Annotated in this window: 15 protein-coding genes, 1 pseudogene and 1 riboswitch; of the genes and pseudogenes, 13 read left to right on the plus strand and 3 right to left on the minus strand. The window is 62.2% G+C overall.

Going from position 1 to position 22,603, the window contains the following annotated elements; all coding sequences use genetic code 11:
- Positions 1-2: 2 nt before the first annotated feature.
- From AC3WWH_RS06400 to AC3WWH_RS06415, 4 genes are all read left to right on the plus strand, one after another.
- Positions 3-407 carry a FixH family protein gene (locus tag AC3WWH_RS06400; protein WP_058321508.1) on the plus strand — a complete coding sequence of 135 codons (405 nt, stop codon included), beginning with the start codon at positions 3-5 and terminating at the stop codon, positions 405-407.
- Complete coding sequence (locus AC3WWH_RS06405; protein ID WP_058321507.1) at positions 404-1,834, plus strand: efflux RND transporter periplasmic adaptor subunit; 1,431 nt, start codon at positions 404-406, stop codon at positions 1,832-1,834. The genes AC3WWH_RS06400 and AC3WWH_RS06405 overlap by 4 nt, the downstream gene beginning before the upstream one ends.
- Positions 1,831-5,019: an efflux RND transporter permease subunit gene (locus tag AC3WWH_RS06410; RefSeq protein ID WP_058321506.1), complete on the plus strand. Its 3,189-nt coding sequence runs from the start codon at positions 1,831-1,833 to the stop codon at positions 5,017-5,019. The genes AC3WWH_RS06405 and AC3WWH_RS06410 overlap by 4 nt, the downstream gene beginning before the upstream one ends.
- Positions 5,020-5,230: 211 nt before the next feature.
- Positions 5,231-5,575, plus strand: a complete 345-nt coding sequence (locus tag AC3WWH_RS06415; RefSeq protein WP_058321505.1) for a cupin domain-containing protein — start codon at positions 5,231-5,233, stop codon at positions 5,573-5,575.
- Positions 5,576-5,613: 38 nt separating this feature from the next.
- On the opposite strand, the gene AC3WWH_RS06420 is transcribed toward AC3WWH_RS06415, so the two are convergent.
- Positions 5,614-6,852, minus strand: a complete 1,239-nt coding sequence (locus AC3WWH_RS06420; RefSeq protein ID WP_058321504.1) for a cytochrome P450 — start codon at positions 6,850-6,852, stop codon at positions 5,614-5,616.
- 204 nt (positions 6,853-7,056) lie between these two features.
- On the opposite strand from AC3WWH_RS06420, the pseudogene AC3WWH_RS06425 reads away from it, so the two are divergent.
- The 9 genes and pseudogenes from AC3WWH_RS06425 (at position 7,057) to AC3WWH_RS06465 (ending at position 19,645) form a co-directional block, all read left to right on the plus strand.
- Positions 7,057-7,703: pseudogene (locus AC3WWH_RS06425) on the plus strand (VOC family protein).
- Between the two features lie 162 nt (positions 7,704-7,865).
- Entirely contained in the window at positions 7,866-8,723 is an 858-nt protein-coding gene (locus tag AC3WWH_RS06430; protein WP_058321503.1) for an endonuclease/exonuclease/phosphatase family protein, read from the plus strand.
- Positions 8,724-8,741: 18 nt separating this feature from the next.
- Entirely contained in the window at positions 8,742-10,301 is a 1,560-nt protein-coding gene (locus AC3WWH_RS06435) for a phospholipase D family protein (protein ID WP_058321502.1), read from the plus strand.
- 291 nt (positions 10,302-10,592) lie between these two features.
- Positions 10,593-11,225 carry an ATP-dependent Clp protease proteolytic subunit gene (locus AC3WWH_RS06440; protein ID WP_057252356.1) on the plus strand — a complete coding sequence of 211 codons (633 nt, stop codon included), beginning with the start codon at positions 10,593-10,595 and terminating at the stop codon, positions 11,223-11,225.
- A gap of 283 nt (positions 11,226-11,508) precedes the next feature.
- A complete protein-coding gene (gene clpX / locus AC3WWH_RS06445; RefSeq protein ID WP_034803621.1) occupies positions 11,509-12,786 on the plus strand; it encodes an ATP-dependent Clp protease ATP-binding subunit ClpX in 1,278 nt (425 codons plus the stop codon).
- A gap of 374 nt (positions 12,787-13,160) precedes the next feature.
- Complete coding sequence (gene lon, locus AC3WWH_RS06450; RefSeq protein WP_057252354.1) at positions 13,161-15,581, plus strand: endopeptidase La; 2,421 nt, start codon at positions 13,161-13,163, stop codon at positions 15,579-15,581.
- A gap of 220 nt (positions 15,582-15,801) precedes the next feature.
- Complete coding sequence (gene hupB, locus AC3WWH_RS06455; protein ID WP_057252351.1) at positions 15,802-16,077, plus strand: DNA-binding protein HupB; 276 nt, start codon at positions 15,802-15,804, stop codon at positions 16,075-16,077.
- A 125-nt stretch (positions 16,078-16,202) separates the two neighbouring features.
- Positions 16,203-16,368: riboswitch (FMN riboswitch) on the plus strand.
- Positions 16,369-16,446: 78 nt separating this feature from the next.
- Positions 16,447-17,361: a DMT family transporter gene (locus AC3WWH_RS06460; protein ID WP_197417279.1), complete on the plus strand. Its 915-nt coding sequence runs from the start codon at positions 16,447-16,449 to the stop codon at positions 17,359-17,361.
- An 88-nt stretch (positions 17,362-17,449) separates the two neighbouring features.
- Positions 17,450-19,645 (plus strand): esterase-like activity of phytase family protein, encoded by a 2,196-nt coding sequence (locus tag AC3WWH_RS06465; RefSeq protein WP_058321500.1) that lies wholly within the window; start codon positions 17,450-17,452, stop codon positions 19,643-19,645.
- Between the two features lie 82 nt (positions 19,646-19,727).
- On the opposite strand, the gene AC3WWH_RS06470 is transcribed toward AC3WWH_RS06465, so the two are convergent.
- A complete protein-coding gene (locus AC3WWH_RS06470) occupies positions 19,728-20,204 on the minus strand; it encodes a MarR family winged helix-turn-helix transcriptional regulator (protein WP_057252345.1) in 477 nt (158 codons plus the stop codon).
- A 218-nt stretch (positions 20,205-20,422) separates the two neighbouring features.
- Complete coding sequence (locus AC3WWH_RS06475) at positions 20,423-22,261, minus strand: methyl-accepting chemotaxis protein (RefSeq protein ID WP_058321499.1); 1,839 nt, start codon at positions 22,259-22,261, stop codon at positions 20,423-20,425.
- Positions 22,262-22,603: the final 342 nt, after the last annotated feature.

Below are 22,603 nucleotides of genomic sequence, written 5' to 3' on the forward strand. Positions count from 1 at the left end.
ATATGACTGCAAAGAAATTTTCCGCGAAGGCGATCTTCGCGTCGCTGGCGATCGCGCTGGCCTCGACTGCCACTTCCTACGCCGCCGCGACGGACTACGAGTTCAAGCTCGTCGAGTCCGAAGTGGCCCACGGACCGGAGGCGACAGTCGCCGTCCGCCTCGTGGACAAGCGAACCGACAAACCCGTCTCCGACGCTGTGATCTTCACGACCCGGATGGACATGGCACCGGAGGGCATGGAGGCTATGACCACTCCGGTCGAGGTCATGCCGTCAACGGAACCCGGCGTCTATCGTTTCAAGACTAACCTCAGCATGGAGGGCGGCTGGCGTTTCAAGCTGGCGGCGAAGGTCCAGGGCGAGACCGAGACCGTCCAAGGCGAACTGGTTCTGCAGGCCACGCCGTGAAGCCCGTGAAGTTCTTGCTCCTCGTTAGCTCCCTCGCCGTCGCCGGCGGGGGAGGGTACGCGGCTGGCACGCGCGGCCTTGCCACCGACATCAACAAGGTCTTCCCCGAGCAGGCGCTCGGGGAAACCATGGCCCCTGCAGTCAAGCCGACTGGCAAGGTCATCTACTATCGTAGTCCAGACGGTTCGCCGGAATACTCGGCCACACCGAGAGAGACAGCAGACGGTCGCGCTTTCGTTGCCGTGCGCGAGAGCGAGGACATCTCCTTCGACACGGTGAAGAAGGCCGCTCCCCAAAAGGCGGAAGCCACGCCGACGGCGGGCGAGCGAAAAGTCCTCTATTACCGCAACCCCATGGGCCTGCCCGACACCTCCAAGGTGCCGAAGAAGGACTCCATGGGCATGGACTATCTTCCCGTATACGAGGAAGAGGAGGCGGACAGCTCCGTCGTGAAGGTCTCGCTCGGCAAGTTACAGCGGACCGGGGTGAAGACGGCGACGGCAGAGAACGCCGTCGTCAGCCGCCAGGTGCGGGTGCCGGGAACGGTCACGTTCGACGAGCGCCTGGTGCGGATCGTCTCGATGCGGGCGAACGCCTTCATCGAGGGCGTCGCCGATGTGACGACTGGCGACCGGGTGCTGAAGGGCGACGAGCTTTTCCACTTCTTCTCGAAGGACATCGCCAAGGCCGGGGCCGAATACGCCACTGAACTGCGCGGTGGCGGCAAGCCAGATCTCGACGTCGGCGGCGCGCTGCAACTGCGCAATCTCGGCGTGCCGGAAGAGACCGTTAGAGCGATTGCACGGAGCCGGACGGTGCCCAGAAGCATCGCCTATCTCTCCCCAAGCGATGGCGTCGTCCTCGAACGCAGCGCCACGACCGGCATGATGGCCGAGGCCGGCGACGTCCTGTTCCGGATTGCCGACATGTCGAAGGTGTGGGTGATCGCCGACGTGCCCGAGTTCGATGCCGCGACCATCCGGCAAGGCGCGCATGCGACGGTCCGGGTGCGGAACCTGCCCGGAAAGACCTTCGAGGGTGCCGTCGATCTGATTTATCCCGAGCTTCAGACGCAGACTCGCACGGCCAAGGTGAGGATAGAGCTTTCCAACGCCGAGGGCCTGCTGCTCGCCAACATGTACGCCGAGGTCGAGATCGCCTCGGGTGACACCGCCCCGGTCGTCGCGGTGCCCAACAGCGCCGTCATCGACACGGGCGACCGACAGGTGGTGTTCGTCGACAAGGGCGAAGGCCGCTTCGAACCGCGTGACGTCGAGCTCGGAGCGCGCGGCAATGACCGAACGGAAATCAGGAAAGGGATTGAAGCCGGAGAGAAGATCGTCGTCTCCGCCAACTTCCTGCTCGACGCCGAGAGCAATCTCAATGCGGCGCTAAGCGCCCTCACTGCGGACGAGGTGAAGCCATGATCCCGAACGTCATCGCCTGGTCCGCCCGCAATCTGGTGCTGATCATCGTTGCAGCCGCCCTCTCAATCGCCGCGGGCGTGTACTCCCTGCGCTCGCTTCCGCTCGATGCCATTCCCGACCTCTCGGACGTGCAGGTCATCGTCTTCACCGACTATCCCGGCCAAGCACCGCAGGTGGTCGAGGATCAGGTCACCTATCCGCTGACAACGTCGATGCTGACGGTACCACGGTCGAAGGTTGTGCGCGGCTTCTCCTTCTTTGGCATCTCCTTCGTCTACGTCATCTTCGAGGACGGGACCGATCCCTATTGGGCGCGAAGCCGCGTGCTCGAATACCTCAACGCCGCCGCAAGCCGGCTTCCCGAAGGCGTCTCGCCGAGCCTCGGCCCGGACGCGACGGGTGTTGGCTGGGTCTACCAGTACGCCCTTGTCGCCAAGGAACTGTCGCTCGCAGAACTGCGCTCTTTGCAGGACTGGGTCGTGCGCTTCGCCGCCTCGAAGTCCGAGGGCGTGGCCGAAGTCGCGAGCGTCGGTGGTTTCGTCAAGCAATACTCCGTCGTCGTCGATCCGGCGCGCCTGCGCGCCCAGAACGTGACGCTGAAGCAGATTGCCGACGCAGTGCGCACCAGCAACCGCGACGTCGGCGGGCGGACGGTCGAGATTTCCGAGTTCGAATTCATGGTTCGCGGCCGCGGGTATCTGCAAGGCATCAAGGACATCGAGAACATCGTGCTGATGACCGAAGGCGGTGCGCCGCTGCGCCTCGGCGACGTGGCGCGGGTAGAGACGGTTCCCGACGAGCGGCGCGGCATCACCGAGCTGAATGGCGAAGGCGAGGTCGCAAGCGGCATCGTCCTGCAGCGGGTCGGCGAAAATGCCCTCAACGTCATCGACAGCGCCAAGAAGAGCCTGGCGGCGATCAAGGATAGCCTGCCGGCTGGCACCGAGATCGTGCCCGTCTATGACCGTTCGGAGCTGATCAAGGCGGCGATCGAGACGCTCAAGGGCACGCTGGTCGAGGAGTCGATCATCGTCGCACTGGTGACGATCGTCTTCCTCCTGCATGTGAGGAGCGCGCTCGTCGCCATCATCATGCTGCCGATCGGTATCCTGATTTCCTTCGTCGCGATGCGGGCTCTCGGCATCGGGGCGAATATCATGAGCCTTGGCGGCATAGCGATTGCCATCGGTGCGATGATCGATGCGGCGATCGTCATGATCGAGAACGCCCACAAGCACCTGGAGCGCGCGCCGCCCGACAAACCCAGAGCCGAAGTCCTGATAGAAGCGGCAAGCGAGGTCGGCCCGGCACTGTTCTTCAGCCTACTGATCATCACCGTGTCCTTCCTGCCGATCTTCACCTTGGAGTCCCAGGAGGGTCGGTTGTTCGGACCGCTCGCGTTCACGAAGACCTTCGCCATGGCGGCAGCCGCGCTGCTGTCGGTGACGCTCGTTCCGGCACTGATGGTCCTGTTCGTGCGCGGCCGGATCGTGCCGGAGCACAAGAACCCGCTCAACCGCTTCCTGATCTGGACCTACCGCCCGATCATTCACGGCGTGCTGCGCGCGAAGACGATCACGATCCTGCTCGCGGTCGCCGCCCTCGCCGCAACGGTGTGGCCGGCGCGCCAGATCGGCAGCGAGTTCATGCCGACCCTCAACGAAGGCACGCTCATGTACATGCCGACGACCTTGCCCGGCCTGTCGGTGACCAAGGCAGCCGAGCTGATGCAAACCCAGGACCGCATCATCAGGTCGTTCCCGGAAGTGGAGACGGTCTTCGGCAAGGCGGGCAGGGCGCTGACTGCCACCGATCCTGCGCCGACGGAGATGTTCGAGACGATCATCACCCTGAAGCCGAAGTCGGAATGGCGGCTGGGCGTGACCATCGACAGCCTCAAGCGGGAGATGGACGCAGCGCTTCAGTTCCCCGGCGTCTCCAACGCCTGGACCATGCCGATCCGCGCCCGCATCGACATGCTGTCGACCGGCATCCGCACGCCCGTCGGCGTCAAGGTCTATGGCACCGATCTCAAGGAGATGGAGCGGGTGGCGCGCGACATCGAGACGGTGCTGAAGGCGATCCCCGGCACGTCCAGCGCCTACGCCGAGCGTGTCATAGGCGGATACTTCCTCGACATCGTGCCCGACCGCACCGCGCTCGGGCGCTACGGCCTCAGCATCGGTGACGTGCAGGATGTCATCGCCACGGCGCTCGGGTCCGAGGTGGTCACCTTGACCGTCGAGGGAAGGGAGCGCTACGGCGTCGCCGTCCGTTATCCGCGGGCGTTCAGAAGCGATCCGCAGTCGATCGCGCGCGACATCGAGGTCGCGCTTCCCGGCGGCGGCACGGTGCCCCTTGGCGCAGTCGCGGACGTCAAGCTTGAACGCGGTGCGACAACGATCCGGACCGAAAACGGCCAGCTCGCGGTCTACATCTTCGTCGACATCGCCGACCGCGATCTTGGCAGCTATGTCTCCGAAGCTCAGGAAGCCGTCGCGAAGAGCGTGTCGCTTCCATCAGGCTATTCGGTCGCCTGGAGCGGGCAGTACGAGTATCTGGAACGGGCAAAAGCGCGCCTTGCGATCGTCGTGCCGTTGACCCTCGCGCTGATCTTCCTACTGCTCTACTTGAACTTCAAGGCATTGACCGAAACGCTCATCGTCATGCTGTCGCTGCCCTTCGCGCTGGTCGGCGGCATCTGGCTGATGTGGTGGCTGGGCTTCAACGCCTCGGTGGCGGTGGTCGTCGGCTTCATCGCGCTTGCAGGCGTGGCGGCAGAGACGGGTGTGATCATGCTGATCTATCTCGACCAGGCGCTTCGCGAACGCCGTGAGGAATGCACCGGCGAACAGCGCCCCTTCACGCGGGACGACCTGCATCACGCGATCATGGTCGGCGCAGTGGAACGGGTCCGGCCGAAGATGATGACGGTCGTGGCGATTATCGCCGGGCTGGTGCCGATCCTCTGGAGCACCGGGGCCGGATCGGAAATCATGCAGCGCATCGCCGTGCCGATGATCGGCGGCATGATCTCGTCGACGGTGCTGACACTGGCGGTCATCCCGGCAATCTACGGACTGGTGAAGGGCTGGCGTTTGCCAGCCCTAGCCGACACCCGGTCGCCGACGAGAGCGGCCAGCGCCGGGCTTCTGACGCCGATAGACGGCAGGATCCAGCGGTAGACGAGTGAAAGTTCAAGGTCGGATGGGGCGGGAGCCGAGTTGCTTCGAAATGCCGGTCCACGTCCGCCTCGATCGAGGAATGGCGGCACCAGCAGAACGGAGGCGGGAATATCCTCGAAAAAACAATGGACGTTGCCCCGGAGGTGTGTGACGAAACCAAATCTGAAACCCATGACGGGGGAGGTTGCAGTGCCTCCAGCAAAGGTGCCCAATGGCGAATATGCAGAAGTTCGATCTGTCTTCCGTCGAGCCGGAAACCGGCACGCCCGCTGGCGACCGGCTGATCTCCGGGGCGCCGCAATTCAGTACCTGGAACCTGGAGGAGGCCGATGGCGGCCTCTATGCCGGGGTCTGGGAATCGACGCCCGGCAAGTGGCGGATCGTCTATGAGGAGTGGGAATATTTCCACATCATCTCCGGCTATTCGATCGTCACGCAGGATGGTGGCGAGGCGGCGCATTTGCGCGCCGGCGACAGCATGATCCTGCGTCCGGGCTTCGAAGGGACCTGGGAGGTCGTGGAGACAACCCGCAAGGACTACGTCATCCGCTTGTGAGTGCCGAAGCGCCGGAGATTGGGCGGTCTTCGATGCAGCTACCAGACGAGGTCGAGACGCTCCAGGCCGTGGAAATGAAACGCGTCCTTCACCTCGGGCTCGTTCTTCAGCCGCATGTCCGGCAGCCGCCGAAACAGGATCGGCAGCGATAGATTGAGTTCAAGCCGGGCCAGCGGCGCCCCGATGCAGAAATGCAGGCCGGCCCCGAAGGAGACATTGGCGCCTTCATCGCGCGTCGGCAGGAACGCATTCGGGTCCGTGAACTTCTTCGGGTCGACATTTGCCGCCCCGAGCAAAAGGCCGATCTTGTCGCCCTTGCGAAGGGTGATGCCGTCTTCCAGCTCGACATCCGAGAGAGCGTAACGCTGGAAAATATGCAGCGGTGCCGCAAAACGCAGGCACTCCTCGATCGCCAGCCCCGTTGATGCCTCCGTGGCAAACAGATCCTCGGCGGAAGGTCCGGATTGCAGGATGGTTCTCACGGCATTGCCGATCTGATGCACAGTCGCTTCGTGACCGGCATTGAGGAGCAGGGCGGTGGTCGAGACCAACTCTGCCTCGGAAAGTCGTTCGCCATCCTTTTCCGAGGTGATCATGTGCGTCAGCAGGTCATCGGCGGGATTGCGGTGTTTCTCGGCGATGATCTCTCGCAGATAGGCGGCAAATTCGGCGGAAGCCTGGTTGGCGTCGAGTTCGGTCTCGTGGCTCGGGTTGAAGACATACATCCGGACCATGCGGTGCGACCAGTCGAGAAGATCGGGCGCCGCCTCGACCGGTATGCCGAGCATGCGGGCGATGATCGTCACGGGGATCGTTTCGGCGTACGTCTTGAGCAACTCGACCTCGCCGTCGCCTTCGAAACCATCGATAAGGGCGTGCGACAGCTGCTCGATATCCGGTCTCAGCTGTTCGATCTGCCTTGAGACGAACGCCCGGTTGACGAGGGTGCGCAGCCGCGTGTGTGCCGGCGGCTCGAGCTCCAGCAGCGAATGTTCCTCCAGCGCGTCGAAGTCCCTCAGATGTGGCTTCGGCGCCGACAGGCCGACCTCTTCGCGCGTCGCCACATGCAGGATCTGCCGACCGAAACGGCGGTCGCGGAGCAGCACGTTTACCTGGTCATAGCCTGCGAAATACCATTGTTGCCGCTCCTCCCAGAAGAAGGCCGGACATTGCGCGTGGATTTCGGCATAGGCGGCGAGCGGCTCACGGTAGAAAGCGGGATTGCGCGCATCGATAGAAACGCGCCTTTGGGCGCCGTCAATGGTTATGGCAGGCATGCAACGGGCTCTTTACAGAATTTGACCGACGTCTATTTCTACGGGAACCGGCGTTCAGCCGGCAAGTGCAGATATCCCTCCGGCCATCGGCATGGCGTTGACAGTGTCGGAAATGGTCGTCAATCTCCTGGCGCTGCGTAGGGCGCATCGGCAAGAGGCTGAAAGGGCACGCCCGCCTACGGGAGACACACCGTAGTTGCGCCCATGCCAAACCTTGAAAACCTGAAGAAGCAGGCGAAGCGTACCTCAAATGGCATCGCGAACGGTACCATCCGGTCGCAGCGGAGATCAGGGCGGCCTTGCCCCGTTACTGTGACCTTGATGACGACGCCATTCTCAAGGCGGAGTTCAAGCTCGCCGACGCGCAGGAGCTTATCGCGCGCCAATCGGGATTCGACGGTTGGCAGGCGCTCAAATCAGGAGCCCTGACAATGACCCCGCACTCAAAACCCACCATATCGCAGCCGGTGCTGCAGTCGATCGCCGCTCAGCTGTTCGTTGCCGATATCAAGGCCTCGTGCGACTTCTACGCGGAGAAGCTCGGCTTTGCCGTCGATTTCGTCTACGGCGATCCGCCATTCTATGGGCAAGTGATCCGCAACAGCGCCAGGCTTGCTCTACGCCTTGTCTGCGAGCCGGTCTTCGTCGATGACATCCGCCAGCGCGAGGACCTGCTTTCGGCTGCCATCACGCTCGAAACCGTCAATGACATCAAACAATTGTTCCTGACCTATCAGGCTGCTGGCGTACACTTTCACCAGCCGCTGCGGACCGAACCCTGGGGTGCCCGCACCTTCATCGTGCTCGATCCGGACGGAAATCTGATCCTGTTCGCAGGACCGGCCGACTGATCGAGAGCGGCGAAAATGGACGCCGGCGATGCTCGTGCTGTCCCGGCATCCACCCGTTCGCTCCCGTATCGCAGTTGCGAAACAACTTCTGCTCTCCACCCTTTTTCAGTGGCGCCCGGTGACCTATTTGCGCAATGATGCGGGCAGCAGGCAGGGAGCGGCATGGCAAAAAACCAGTCCAGTCTATCGGCGGGGATCGTGGCAGCGATCCGCAAGCGGCGTCCCACGGTCGTTCATCGCGAAGCTGCGGTGAACCGCGGCGACATCGTCATCGCCTCCTACAACATCCATAAATGTGTCGGTACCGACGGCCGTTTCGATCCCGGGCGGACTGCCAATGTGATTGGCGAACTGGGCGCCGATATCGTTGCGCTTCAGGAAGCGGACCAGCGGTTCGGCGAGCGTGCCGGTCTTCTCGATCTCGAACATCTCCGGCGCGAGGCCCATCTCGTTTCGGTGCCGATCTCCGGCTTTTCGGCGAAGGGGCATGGATGGCACGGCAATGTGCTGTTGCTACGCGAGGGCGCCGTTTCCGATGTCAGGCAGCTGAAACTCCCAGGTGTCGAGCCGCGTGGCGCGCTGGTCGTCGATCTCGACCTGAAGGTCGGCCCCTTGCGCATCATCGCCGCCCATCTCGGTCTTCTCAGGCATTCCCGCGCCCAGCAGGCCGAGGCGATCCTTGAAGCGGCAGCCGGCGCGAACGGGCGGCCGACGCTGCTCATCGGCGATCTCAACGAGTGGCGCATGGGCCGGAGATCGTCACTGTCGTTCCTAAGTCCGGTTTTCGATCCGTCGCACGCCACGGTCGCGAGCTTCCCGTCGCGTTTTCCGCTGCTGCCGCTCGATCGCGTGCTTGGCAATCCGCACCACCTGGTAACGTCGGTCGCCGTGCATGACTCACCGCTTGCGCGGATCGCCTCGGACCATCTGCCGGTGAAAGCCTCCATCGCCTTGAAGGCTGCCCAGCAGGATCACCGCGACGGAAATCGGGTTGGGGCCGGCCGTGCGGGGTCGGTCTGACGGCGAGGCGCGCTTTCGATGTTATCCTCCGTTCTGATCATCGTCGCCGCGATCGTCGGTGTGGTCGTGGCGGCCATCCTCTACATCTATGGCCGGTTCGGACGGCGCCCGCACGGGCTGCCGTCAACGGCACTTCCGGTGGCCGAGGCCGGTACGGAACTCGATCGGCTTATCATGCCCCTTCTTGCCGGCCGCCCGAACGCAAATGGCGTGGCGCTCGTGTCGGACAGTATCGAGGCCCTGGTAGTGCGCGCGCATGCGGCGCGGCGCGCCGGGCGCAGCCTCGATCTGCAGTATTATTACTGGAAGGATGATCTGACCGGTCTTCTGCTGGCCCGAGAGATTCTGGCGGCGGCCGACAGAGGCGTATGTGTCCGGCTGCTGCTCGATGACATCAACGCCGGCATTCATGATCGCATGTGCATCGCGCTTGACGCCCACCCCAATATCGAGGTGCGGCTCTTCAACCCCAGCCGGGCGCGGACCGACCGCTTTCGCCGCGGCTTCGAGATGGCGATCCGCGCCTTCAGCGCCACCCGCCGCATGCACAACAAGCTGTGGGTGGCGGATGGCCGGGTCGCAATCGCCGGCGGGCGCAACATCGGCGACGCCTATTTCGACGCCGCCGAGCTTTCCAACTTCCGCGACCTCGACGTCTGGATGGTGGGGCCGGTGCTGGACCAGGCGTCCGCCATGTTCGACCGGTACTGGAACAGCGACTCCGTCCTCCCGATCGCTGCACTGCGCACGCCACGCAAGCAATATTTGCCGGCGCTCCGTGAGGCCGTCGACGGGCTTGCCCGGACACCCGCGGGCCGGTTTTACATCGAGCGCGTCGACAAGGCTGCCCAGGAAACCGGCATCTATCACGGCACGCGGCGGCTTCACTGGAGTTCGCAGATCCGCCTGGCATCCGACCCGCCGGAAAAGGCGCTGATGCAGCGGCGCCAGAACTGGTTGCTGCGCGAACTCTTCCCGTTGATCGAAGCGGCGACGCGGGATTTGAGGATCATCTCTCCCTATTTCATCCCCGGCGTTGCCGGCACGCGAGAGCTTGCGGCCATCGTTTCGCGCGGAGCTCGGGTCGCGGTGCTGACCAACTCTCTCGCAGCGACCGATGTCGCAGCCGTTCACGGCGGTTACATCAAGTACCGCCGGAAGCTCATCCAGGCCGGCATCGCTCTCTTCGAATTGAAGGAGCAGGGCGACGTTGCCGAAGGGCACCGCATGACGTTGTTCGGGCGCCGCAATGCGAGCCTGCACAGCAAGGCTTTCGTGGTCGATGGCTTGAACGGGTTCGTCGGCTCGATGAACTTCGACCCCCGCTCCGCATCGCTCAATACGGAAATGGGTGTCGTCTTTGCCGATGCGGCTCTTGCCGGCGAGCTGGCCAGCATGTTCGAGGAGGAGACCTCGCCGTCGATCAGCTACCGGCTCGGGATGGACGGTTCACGGCTTGTCTGGCGTGATCGCGCCAACGGCTCCGAGCGGCTGTTGCGGCGCGAGCCGGATGCCAGCCTTGCCAGGCGGATGATTGCCAACCTGATCCGTATTCTGCCGATCGAGTCACAGCTCTAGGAAGGCGGCGCCGCCGATACACGATTTGCCGTTCGTTTACCGACGTCATCGAACCCTGTGTGAAATGCTCGGTCGCGGCGGCTTGCGGCGCGCATGTCGGCGAAAAAAGGTTCTATTGACAACCATGTGTGGAGGAGCGCCGAACTTCGCAGCAAAGGGGGCTTCGATTAAGCTTATCGAAGCTTCGCGACTTGAAGTGAAGGGTGTTGACACTCTATGTAGGGACAGAAGGCAAATCCCGTGATTCCCGGCTCGCAAAGGTTTTGCGAGCCCGATTGATGAAGGTTCGATATGAGAAATCCCGTTGATACCGCCCTGGCACTGGTGCCGATGGTTGTTGAACAGACCAACCGCGGTGAACGTTCCTACGATATCTTTTCGCGCCTTCTGAAGGAGCGCATCATCTTCGTCACCGGTCCGGTCGAAGATCAGATGGCGACGCTCGTCTGCGCCCAGCTCCTTTTCCTCGAGGCGGAAAACCCGAAGAAGGAAATTGCGCTCTACATCAATTCCCCGGGTGGCGTCGTCACCTCCGGTATGGCGATCTACGACACGATGCAGTTCATCAAGCCGGCGGTCTCGACGCTTTGCGTCGGCCAGGCGGCCTCGATGGGTTCGCTGCTCCTGGCGGCCGGCCACAAGGACATGCGCTTCGCCACGCCGAATGCGCGCATCATGGTTCATCAGCCCTCCGGCGGTTTCCAGGGCCAGGCTTCCGATATCGAACGCCATGCCCGCGACATCCTCAAGATGAAGCGCCGCCTCAACGAGGTCTATGTCAAGCATTGCGGCCGTACCTACGAGGAAGTCGAGCAGACGCTCGATCGCGACCATTTCATGAGCGCGGACGAAGCTCTGGAGTGGGGTATCGTCGACAAGGTACTGACCTCGCGCGAAGAGATCGAAGGCACCGAGCAGGCCTGATAACGCGCTTTTGTGTCGCGATAGATGTAATTGTGACACAATTGTAATGGCTCAAGGGCTTTATCGTCAGGGTAAAGCCGGTAATATGGACCGTTAATGCTATGTTGGATTCTGAGGGCATAGTGTTCGGATGAGTTGGGAGAGTCGTTGCAGCCGCATCGGGCATGGTCGCCCAGGTGCGGTAAGTACTCCCGGAAGCCCTGCGTGAGGATAGGCTACAGGGCGAATTGAGTGGTCCGCGATACTTCGCTTGAAGTGTCCGGCGTGCTGGAAGGAAGTGGAAATGAGCAAGGTCAGCGGAAGCAACGGCGGTGACTCGAAGAATACGCTTTATTGTTCGTTCTGCGGCAAAAGCCAGCACGAAGTCCGTAAGCTGATTGCCGGACCGACCGTCTTCATCTGCGATGAATGCGTCGAACTGTGCATGGACATCATTCGCGAAGAGAACAAGACCTCGATGGTCAAGTCCCGCGACGGTGTGCCGACCCCTCAGGAAATCATCAAGGTCCTCGACGAATACGTCATCGGCCAGCAGCAGGCGAAGCGCATCCTCTCGGTGGCCGTGCACAACCACTACAAGCGCCTGGCGCATGCCGCCAAGGGCAGCGACGTCGAACTGGCGAAGTCCAACATCATGCTCGTCGGCCCGACCGGCTGCGGCAAAACCTATCTCGCCCAGACGCTCGCCCGCATCATCGACGTGCCGTTTACCATGGCCGACGCCACGACGCTGACCGAAGCCGGTTACGTCGGTGAAGACGTCGAAAACATCATCCTCAAGCTGCTCCAGGCCGCCGACTACAACGTCGAGCGCGCGCAGCGCGGCATCGTCTACATCGACGAAGTCGACAAGATTTCCCGCAAGTCCGACAACCCGTCGATCACCCGCGATGTTTCGGGCGAGGGCGTGCAGCAGGCGCTGCTCAAGATCATGGAAGGCACTGTTGCTTCGGTTCCGCCACAGGGTGGTCGCAAGCATCCGCAGCAGGAATTCCTGCAGGTCGACACCACCAACATCCTGTTCATCTGCGGCGGCGCATTCGCCGGCCTCGACAAGATCATCTCCGCCCGTGGCGAGAAGACCTCGATCGGTTTCGGTGCGACGGTCCGCTCGCCGGAAGATCGCCGCGTCGGCGAGGTTCTGCGCGAACTCGAGCCGGAAGATCTGGTCAAGTTCGGTCTCATTCCGGAATTCATTGGCCGCCTGCCGGTTCTGGCGACGCTCGAAGATCTCGATGAAGATGCGCTGATCCAGATCCTGTCCGAGCCGAAGAACGCTCTGATCAAGCAGTATCAGCGCCTGTTCGAGATGGAAGACGTCGAGTTGACCTTCCACGAGGACGCGCTGCGCGAGATTGCCCGCCGGGCGATCGTGCGCAAGACCGGCGCCCGCGGCCTCCGTTCGATCATGGAGAAGATCCTGCTCGACACGATGTTCGAGCTGCCAACGCTCGAAGGCGTGCGCGAAGTGGTCATCTCCGACGAGGTGGTCAAGGGCGCGGCGCGGCCGCTCTACATCTACTCCGAGCGGTCGGACGAAAAGACCAACGTTTCGGCCTGATAACGCCGAATTATCGTTTGAGAAGCCCGCCTTGTGCGGGCTTTTTCATGTTCGCGCACTTAGCTGTTGAGACAAAGCCGCCCGAGCGCAGATTTCACAATTCGATTGTTGCTAAAGTGTCTCAAACAACGCAATGATGTGACGATTCAATGAAGGACCTTTATCGTTGCGCGTCCTTGAGCCTCGTTCTCCGTCGCAAGGCCCGCAACAGAAATGATGCGTAGTCAGAAGGACCCGGCCACGATTGGTGGGTGTCGCGTCCAGCCTTGAAATGGACGCGGTGGCACTCCACTTTGATGTGGAAAATATGACAACCGGGAGTGCCTGCGGGGCTCCCGGGAACGGGCCCGAAATCGGGACGGAAAGGAAATGACATGACGAACAAAACGTCACCGGCGACTGAAAGCGCGACCTACCCGGTCCTGCCGCTCCGCGACATCGTGGTCTTCCCGCACATGATCGTGCCGCTCTTCGTCGGCCGCGAAAAGTCGATCCGTGCGCTTGAGGAAGTCATGGGCACCGACAAGCAAATCATGCTTGCCACCCAGATCAACGCCACCGACGACGATCCGGAACCGTCCGCGATCTATGAAGTCGGCACCATCGCCAATGTCCTGCAATTGCTGAAGCTGCCCGACGGCACCGTCAAGGTGCTGGTCGAAGGCCGCGCGCGCGCCAAGATCGACGGCTACACGCCGCGCGACGAATTCTATGAGGCATCCGCGCATACGCTGAGCGAGCCGGAAGAAGATCCGGTCGAAATCGAAGCGCTGAGCCGCTCGGTCGTTTCCGAGTTCGAGAGCTATGTGAAGCTCAACAAGAAGATCTCCCCCGAGGTCGTCGGTGTCGCCAGCCAGATCGAAGACTATTCGAAGCTGGCCGATACGGTCGCCTCGCACCTGTCGATCAAGATCGTCGAGAAGCAGGAAATGCTGGAGACCACCAGCGTGAAGATGCGTCTGGAAAAGGCGCTCGGCTTCATGGAAGGTGAGATTTCCGTCCTGCAGGTCGAAAAGCGCATCCGCTCGCGCGTCAAGCGCCAGATGGAAAAGACCCAGCGCGAGTACTACCTCAACGAACAGATGAAGGCGATCCAGAAGGAACTCGGCGACGGCGAGGATGGCCGTGACGAGATGGCCGAGATCGAGGAGCGCATCGCCAAGACGAAGCTCTCCAAGGAAGCGCGCGAAAAGGCTGACGCTGAACTGAAGAAGCTGCGCCAGATGAGCCCGATGTCCGCGGAAGCGACCGTGGTTCGCAACTATCTGGATTGGCTGCTCGGTCTGCCCTGGGGCAAGAAGTCGAAGATCAAGACCGACCTGAACCATGCCGAAAACGTGCTCAACACGGATCATTTCGGTCTCGATAAGGTCAAGGAACGCATCGTCGAGTATCTCGCCGTGCAGGCGCGTTCGTCGAAGATCAAGGGCCCGATCCTGTGCCTCGTCGGCCCTCCGGGCGTCGGCAAGACCTCGCTCGCCAAGTCGATCGCCAAGGCGACCGGCCGCGAATATGTGCGCATGGCGCTCGGCGGCGTTCGTGACGAAGCCGAGATCCGCGGTCACCGCCGCACTTATATCGGCTCCATGCCGGGCAAGGTGGTGCAGTCGATGAAGAAGGCGAAGCGGTCCAACCCGCTGTTCCTGCTCGACGAAATCGACAAGATGGGCCAGGACTTCCGCGGCGATCCGTCGTCGGCTCTGCTCGAGGTGCTGGATCCGGAACAGAACTCGACCTTCATGGACCACTACCTGGAAGTCGAATACGACCTGTCCAACGTGATGTTCATCACCACGGCCAACACGCTGAACATTCCGGCGCCGTTGATGGACCGTATGGAAGTGATCCGCATCGCCGGCTACACCGAAGAGGAAAAGCTGGAGATCGCCAAGCGGCATCTGCTGCCGAAGGCGATCCGCGACCACGCGCTGCAGCCGAAGGAGTTCTCCGTGACTGACGGAGCCCTGATGGCGGTCATCCAGACCTACACGCGGGAAGCCGGTGTTCGTAACTTCGAGCGCGAATTGATGAAGCTCGCCCGCAAGGCGGTGACCGAGATCATCAAGGGCAAGACGAAGACGGTCGAAGTCACGGCGGACAACATCAACGACTACCTTGGTGTTCCGCGCTTCCGTCACGGCGAAGCCGAACGCGACGATCAGATCGGCGTGGTCACGGGTCTTGCCTGGACCGAGGTCGGCGGCGAACTGCTGACGATCGAAGGCGTCATGATGCCCGGCAAGGGCCGCATGACGGTCACCGGCAACCTGCGTGACGTGATGAAGGAATCGATTTCGGCGGCGGCGTCCTATGTCCGCTCGCGGGCGATCGATTTCGGCATCGAGCCTCCGATGTTCGACAAGAGCGACATCCACGTGCACGTGCCGGAAGGTGCGACGCCGAAGGATGGTCCGTCGGCCGGTGTCGCCATGGCAACCGCGATCGTGTCGATCATGACCGGCATCCCGATCTCCAAGGACGTCGCGATGACCGGCGAGATCACGCTGCGCGGCCGCGTGCTGCCGATCGGCGGTCTCAAGGAGAAGCTGCTGGCAGCGCTCCGGGGAGGCATCAAGAAGGTGCTGATCCCCGAAGAGAACGCGAAGGATCTCGCCGAGATCCCGGATAACGTGAAGAACGCGCTCGAAATCATCCCGGTTTCGCGGATGGGCGAGGTGCTTGTACACGCTCTGGCGCGCATGCCGGAACCGATCGAATGGGACCCGGCAAGGGAGCCGGCAACCGTCGCAGTGGTTGATTCGCAGGACGAAGCAGGCACCTCGATCGCCCACTAAAAAGTGCCGGTGAATGGGCGCCGCGACCTCACGCGGCGCCCATTTTGCAGAAAAATTGGGAAGACCGGCCTCTGGCCGGTCTTTTTTGTTGTAAAAGCGCCCTGCAAGCCTTGCATTCCAAGGGATTAGGCGCAATTGGGAAAGGCAAGACGCGGGCGATGCGCAAGCCGCCGCGGCTTAAAACACAGTCGTTTCGAACCAATCTGAAAGGGGTGGAAACATGAACAAAAATGAGCTCGTGTCTGCCGTTGCTGAGAAGGCCGGACTTTCCAAGACCGACGCATCTTCTGCAGTTGATGCAGTTTTCGAGACCATCCAGGGCGAGCTGAAGAGCGGCGGCGACATTCGCCTGGTCGGCTTCGGCAACTTCTCGGTTTCGCGCCGCGAAGCCTCGAAGGGCCGCAACCCGTCCACGGGTGCGGAAGTTGACATCCCGGCCCGCAACGTGCCGAAGTTCACGGCCGGCAAGGGCCTGAAGGACGCCGTCAACGGCTGATCAGATTTGCTTGGCGGCCGGACACGAGGCCGGCAGTCCAGGTATTCGAGGGTTCGGCGAAAGCCGGACCCTTTCGCATTCCGGGGGGCTGCCCTTGCGGCCTCCTGCCATTTGCTCTACGGCTTGCCCATTCTCAGGGCGGGGTGAAAATCCCCACCGGCGGTAAGGGCGCTGCAACATCATGCGGTGACCCAAGCCCGCGAGCGCCTTTCTCCTGAAGCGGGGAAGGGGTCAGCAGATCCGGTGCAATTCCGGAGCCGACGGTCATAGTCCGGATGAAAGAGAATGGTCGTCGGCACGAAGAGCAGGGCTGCCCGGCGTCGTGCCGTGCGCTCATGCGTCCTGATTTGTGTTTGTCCATTTCTCAGGATGCGTGACATGAATCAGACTTCCCTCGGTTTGTCCTCCTCGCGCGCCATGGCCGGTGCCGGCTTCATGGTGCTGGCCGGTATTGCCTTCGCCGGGCTCAATGTCGTTACCCAATGGCTGACGATGAAACTCGGCTTTCCCGCTGCCGCCACGGCCTTCTGGCAATATGCCTTCGCCCTTCTCTTTTCTTTGCCGTTCCTGCGGCGCGTCGGACTTTCGGCGATGCGCACCGATTACCCGTGGCGCCACGTCGTGCGCGTGGCCCTCGCGGCCTTCGGCGTCGGGGCCTGGGTCTCCAGCCTTGCGCATGTGCTGATCTGGCAGGCGATTGCCCTGGTGATGACCTCGCCGTTCTTCATCATCCTTGGCGCTCGCCTGTTTCTCGGCGAACGCGTCGGTCCGGCCCGCTGGACCGCGACCGCGGTCGGATTTGCCGGTGCGATGATCATTCTTGAACCCTGGTCGGACAGCTTCACCTGGGCAGCGCTGCTGCCGATCCTCTCCGCCTTGCTCTGGGGCGCCTCGTCGCTCATCACCAAGAGCCTGACGAGCAGCGAGCGTCCCGAAACCATCACCATCTGGCTGCTTGTCCTTTTGACCCCGATCAATGGCGCCATTGCGCTCACGGCCGGTTTCGCGGTGCCGCAGGGCATGGCGCTCGGCCTTCTCGTGCTCGCCGGGGTCATGACAGTGTTCGCGCAATATTTGCTGACGCTCGCCTATACGGTTGCCGACGCCGCCTATGTGCAGCCCTTCGATGATTTGAAGCTGCCGCTCAATGTCTTTGCCGGCTGGCTGGTCTTCGGTTACGCACCGACAGGCTATCTCTGGTTCGGTGCGGTCCTGATCCTTGGCGCGTCACTGTTCATCATGCGCAACGAGAGTCGGCGCGAACGGGAGGCTGTTGCAACCTGAACGGTGTAAAACCCGGCCGGTGTCATTCGGCTGTCATCGCAGTCGCGCAGAACCCCCATGTTTTCAGTATTCTCCATGGGGGATTTCAATGATCATTACTTCGCGCGTGACCGCGTTCGCGGCCGTCCTTCTTGCTTCGGTGGCATTTCCTGCGGCGGCTGAACCTGTATTCAATCGTATTGCGTCCTTTGCCGTTGCCGACAATCTGCCTGATGGTGACGCGCGCAAAGCGCCGACGTCCGCCGAGATCATCACGGCCAGCGAAGACGGCAATACGCTGATCTACTCCGACAGCCCGGGCGAGCGCGTCGGCCTGATCGACATCACCGATGCCAAGGCGCCGAAGGCAGCCGGCACAATCTCTTTCGACGGTGAGCCGACCTCCGTTACCGTTGCCGGCGCCAAGGCGCTCGTTGCGGTCAACACGCGCGAAAGCTTCGTCAAGCCTTCCGGTCTTCTGGCAATCATCGACCTGGCGTCGAAGAAGGTGGATGCGACCTGCGATCTCGGCGGTCAGCCGGACTCGGTTGCCGTCAACAAGGACCGTACGCTTGCGGCCATCGCCATTGAAAACGAGCGCGACGAGGAAGTGAACGACGGCAAGATCCCGCAGATGCCGGCCGGCGATCTGGTGATCCTGTCCTTGAAGGACGGCGTTGCCGATTGCGGCTCGCTGAAGCGCGTGACGCTGACGGGTCTTGCCGAAATCGCTGGCGAAGATCCGGAGCCGGAGTTCGTCTCCTTCAACGGCAAGGACGAGATTGCGCTGACGCTGCAGGAGAACAACCACATCGTCATCATCGACGGCAAGACTGCGACGGTGAAGACGCACTTCTCTGCTGGCACCGTCGACCTCAATGATATCGACATCAAGCGCAACGGCGCCATCGCCTTCAAGGACGAGCAGCCGGGCCGCAAGCGCGAGCCCGATGCGGTGAAGTGGCTCGACGATAACCGCATCGTCGTTGCCAACGAAGGTGACTACGAAGGCGGCTCGCGCGGCTTCACGATCTTCGACACCACCGGCAAGGTGCTCTACGAATCGGGCGCGAGCTTCGAGCATGCCGTTGCCGCGATCGGCCACTACCCGGAAAAGCGCTCGTCGGCCAAGGGCGCGGAGCCCGAGGGGCTGGAAGCGGCCAAGTTCGGCGACGACAACCTGTTCTTCCTGCTCGCCGAGCGCGCTTCCGTCGTCGGCGTCTACAAGGATACGGGTGCGGAGCCCGAACTGCTGCAACTGCTGCCGTCGGGCATCTCGCCGGAAGGCGCCGTCGCGATCCCGTCGCGCAATCTGCTTGCGACCGCCAATGAAGTCGACCTCGTCGAGGACGGCGGCGCGCGTTCGCATGTGATGATCTATGAGCGCGGCGAAGGCGAAGCTGCCTATCCGCAGATCCACTCCGCCGAGAAGGACGGGCTGCCGATCGGCTTCGGTGCACTCTCCGGTCTTGCTGCCGTCTCGGACAAGCCGGGCTTCCTGCGCGCCGTCAACGACTCGGTCTTCTCGTCGCAGCCGACGATCTTCACCATCGACGCCACCCAGAAGCCGGCGCTGATCACCGAGACGCTCGCCATCACCCGTGACGGCGCACCGGCTCAGAAGCTCGACATCGAAGGCATCGCCAATGACGGGGAAGGGGGCTTCTGGCTCGCATCGGAAGGCAATTCCGACAAGCTCTACAGCCACGCGCTCTTCCACGTGAACAAGAAGGGCGAGATCAAGAAGGAAATCGCTTTGCCTGAGGCGCTGCGCGCCGGCGAAACCCGCTTCGGCTTCGAAGGCATCACCGTTGTTGGCGAAGGCGACGACCAGACGCTGTGGATGGCTGTTCAGCGCGAATGGAAGGACGACGAGAAGGGCTTCGTCAAGCTCGTCTCCTACAAGCCGAAGAGCGAAGAGTGGGGTGCCGTGCGCTACCCCCTGGAAAAGGCCGGTGACGGCTGGGTCGGCCTGTCGGAAATCTCCGTTCATGGTGACTACGCCTACATCATCGAGCGCGACAACCTGATCGGCCAGGCAGCCAAGCTCAAGAAGATCTACCGCGTCGCGCTGACGGAACTGAAGCCGGCAGCACTTGGTGGCGAACTGCCTGTCGTCAAGAAGGAGGAGGTTCGTGACCTCATTCCCGACCTGAAGGCGCTCAACGGCTATGTCGTCGACAAGGTCGAGGGCTTCACAGTCGATGCAGCCGGCAATGGCTATGTCGTGACCGACAATGACGGTGTCGACGACTCCTCCGGCGAAACCCTGTTCTTCTCCATTGGCGCGATCAACGCGATGTAAGCGTTAACGCCCGGAGAAAACGGAAGAGGCCGGGACATGATGTCCCGGCCTCTTTCTGTTTCGGACTGGTAGGAAATAGCGACTAGCGGGCGACAGCGACCTGCGCCGCCTCTTCGGCCTCATCCTTGCGCTTGCGGATCTCGTCCGTCCTGTCGACCAGCTTGCCGACGATGCCGTAGAGGGCATCGAGTTCCTCGTCGTCGAGCGCCGAGAAAATCTCCTCGAGCAGTTGCTTGCGTGGATGCTCGGCGGCCTCAAGCACGACGCGGCCCGTTTCGGTAATCGAGACGATCTTGGCGCGCCGGTCCTCGGGATCGGGCTTGCGCATCACCAGGCGGTCGCGTTCCAGACCGTCGATGGCCTCGGTGACCGTGCGCGGCGCGAAGTTCAGCGCACAGGCGATATCGGTCGAGCGACAGGGACCGAGCTTGCTCAGGAAGAAGAGGAACTTGCTGCGTGCCAGCGACACGCCTTCTTCGGTCATCGATTCGTTCACCAGCCGGTGAACCCGGTGGTAGAGCTCGAACAGTCTATCGGAAACTTCAAATGTCTTCTTCATGATCGTCGCTGGAATTTCATGAGGTGCCATGTGAAATGGCAGTAACATTAGTGATAGTTACAATTGCCACCTTTGTCGACAGAAACCTCTGAGACTTCACGGTAAGCACTTGGAGGCAAAGAAACGGCCGCCGTTTCCGGCGGCCGTTTCTGTCGGTTTGTCAAGAATTTCGTGTCTCGAACCCGCCCGCGAAAAACCAAGCACGGCGTGCGTCGTGGTTATGCCGCCCGGCGTGTCGAGCCGGCCGACGGCGCGTAGCCGTAGGCCTGAGCCTCTTCCAGCGTGAAGCGGGCGATCAGCTCGCGCAGGCGGCCGGCTTCCTGGGCAAGCGTGGCGCTTGCGGCATTGGCTTCCTCGACCATGGCTGCGTTCTGCTGGGTCACCTGATCCATCTGGTTCACGGCGGTGTTGACCTCCGACAGTCCGGCGGACTGCTCCTGCGCCGAGATGGCGATCGCATCCATGTGCTGGTTGATCGTGACGATGAAGCCTTCGATGGTGCGGAGAGCCTCGCCGGTTTCGCGCACGAGCCGGACGCCGCTTTCGACTTCGACAGCGGAGTTGCGGATCAGGTCCTTGATCTCCTTGGCCGCATTGGCCGAGCGCTGGGCAAGCTCGCGGACTTCCTGAGCGACGACGGCGAAACCCTTGCCGGCATCGCCGGCGCGGGCTGCTTCGACGCCGGCGTTCAGCGCCAGAAGATTCGTCTGGAAGGCAATTTCGTCGATGACGCCGATGATGTTCGAGATCTGGCTCGACGAATGCTCGATCCGGCCCATGGCATCGACCGCGCCCGAGACGATGGCGCCGGACTTGCGGGCGCTTTCGTTTGCCTGGCCGGCGACGGCACGGGCCTCGTTGGTGCGCTTCGACGAATTGCCGACATTGACGGTGATCTGGTCGAGCGCAGCGGCCGTCTCTTCCAGTGAGGCTGCCTGCTGCTCGGTCCGACGCGACAGGTCGTCCGCACTCTGGCTGACTTCGCGCGCACCGCTGTCGATGCTGCCGGAGCTGGCCGAAACGGCGGCAAGCGTATCGGCCAGTTGGGCGACGGTCTGGTTCAGGTCGTGGCGGAGCTGCTCGAAGTCCGGTGCAAAAGGTTCGTCGAGCTGGAAGGCGAGATCGCCGGAGGCAAGCCGGCGCAGGCCGCCAGCAAGACCGGCCGTCGCTTCCTGGAGGCGGCGCTGTGCCGCAGTTTCGGCTTCCTCGGTCAGGCGCAGGCGATCGGCCTCGGCCCGGGCGCGCTGTGTCTGGGCATCCGCTTCGAGCTGCTGGTTGGTGATTGCCGCCTGACGGAAGACTTCGACGGCACGGGCCATCTCGCCGATTTCGTCCTTGCGGGCGCCGTAGGGGATGCTGCTGTCCGTGTCGCCTTCCGCAAGGCGCGCCATCGAACGGGTGATGATCTGGATCGGGCGGGCGATACCGCGCACGGCATAGAGAATGGCGCCGAGCACGATGATCGCCGCAACAGCGATGACGGCCATTTCGATCATGCGGATCTGGTCGTGCGTTGCCGAGCTTGCTGCAACCGCGGCGTCGGCGCCGGCGACGTTGAGCGCGCGTACTTCCTTGATCGCCTCGTCGACCTTCTGCTCGGTCTCCCGCATCTCGACCTTGAAGACGCTCTGCGCCTTCATGTTCTCGAGGTTGTTGGAGAGCTTGACCATGCCATCGGCGATGGAAAGGTAGGCCTGATAGGCAGCGCGTACCTTTTCCAGCGCGGCCTTGTCGGCGTCCGTTACCATCAGCGCCGCATAGTCGTCGGCGAGCTTGTTGAAGCCTTCGACGGTCTGGCCGATGACTTTTTCCGCGGCCTTCTTTTCGAAGGGCGTCAGCGAGATCAGGTGGCGCGCAAAGGCCATGCGCGTATCGGAAAGCTGGGTTTCGAGCGCGCGGGAAAGCGAGACACGCGGCAGCCAGGTGGTGGCGATCTCGTTGTTGCGCTCGTTCATCATCTTGATGCCGCCGAGCGACGAGACGGCTAGCGCCGCGACGATGACGGCGACCACGAGGAAGAGGGCAATGAGCGTGTGTGAAATCTTGAGTCGTGACATAGGTTTCCCCCGGAAGGACGGCCGTCCATAAAAGCTGTACTTGATGAAGTCGTTCCGGCTCTTGATCGTCATGACGGAGCGGATGCCGAAGCAGGAATCATTCCGGTGCCTGGATGCGCTGGGAGCGCAGCCGACGGAAACCTAGCGAACAAGATGTTACAAAAACCCTAATCGATTAAAGTGAGTATAATCTGATATTTGCAGGTACTCCGGCGGTGCTGTTGATCATTCGTTTTCGGCAGTCTCTGCGGAGATGTTCTGTATTAGTCTTGGCTTTACTTGGATGGTCTGAAGAATGCTCGTCTGCAGCCGACCAATCTCCCACGTGGATGAAGGGTCGCC

The sequence above is a fragment of the Ensifer sp. EB106-03-01-XG145 genome (assembly GCF_058792075.1).

Bases quoted from the DNA above. Each gene is read 5' to 3' on its own strand.
- AC3WWH_RS06475 (WP_058321499.1), bottom strand. From the start codon at position 22,261: ATGTCACGACTCAAGATTTCACACACGCTCATTGCCCTCTTCCTCGTG.
- AC3WWH_RS06465 (WP_058321500.1), top strand. From the start codon at position 17,450: ATGATCATTACTTCGCGCGTGACCGCGTTCGCGGCCGTCCTTCTTGCT.
- AC3WWH_RS06430 (WP_058321503.1), top strand. From the start codon at position 7,866: ATGGCAAAAAACCAGTCCAGTCTATCGGCGGGGATCGTGGCAGCGATC.
- clpX (WP_034803621.1), top strand. From the start codon at position 11,509: ATGAGCAAGGTCAGCGGAAGCAACGGCGGTGACTCGAAGAATACGCTT.
- AC3WWH_RS06420 (WP_058321504.1), bottom strand. From the start codon at position 6,852: ATGCCTGCCATAACCATTGACGGCGCCCAAAGGCGCGTTTCTATCGAT.
- AC3WWH_RS06470 (WP_057252345.1), bottom strand. From the start codon at position 20,204: ATGAAGAAGACATTTGAAGTTTCCGATAGACTGTTCGAGCTCTACCAC.
- AC3WWH_RS06440 (WP_057252356.1), top strand. From the start codon at position 10,593: ATGAGAAATCCCGTTGATACCGCCCTGGCACTGGTGCCGATGGTTGTT.
- AC3WWH_RS06410 (WP_058321506.1), top strand. From the start codon at position 1,831: ATGATCCCGAACGTCATCGCCTGGTCCGCCCGCAATCTGGTGCTGATC.
- AC3WWH_RS06435 (WP_058321502.1), top strand. From the start codon at position 8,742: ATGTTATCCTCCGTTCTGATCATCGTCGCCGCGATCGTCGGTGTGGTC.
- AC3WWH_RS06415 (WP_058321505.1), top strand. From the start codon at position 5,231: ATGGCGAATATGCAGAAGTTCGATCTGTCTTCCGTCGAGCCGGAAACC.
- hupB (WP_057252351.1), top strand. From the start codon at position 15,802: ATGAACAAAAATGAGCTCGTGTCTGCCGTTGCTGAGAAGGCCGGACTT.
- lon (WP_057252354.1), top strand. From the start codon at position 13,161: ATGACGAACAAAACGTCACCGGCGACTGAAAGCGCGACCTACCCGGTC.
- AC3WWH_RS06400 (WP_058321508.1), top strand. From the start codon at position 3: ATGACTGCAAAGAAATTTTCCGCGAAGGCGATCTTCGCGTCGCTGGCG.
- AC3WWH_RS06460 (WP_197417279.1), top strand. From the start codon at position 16,447: ATGCGTGACATGAATCAGACTTCCCTCGGTTTGTCCTCCTCGCGCGCC.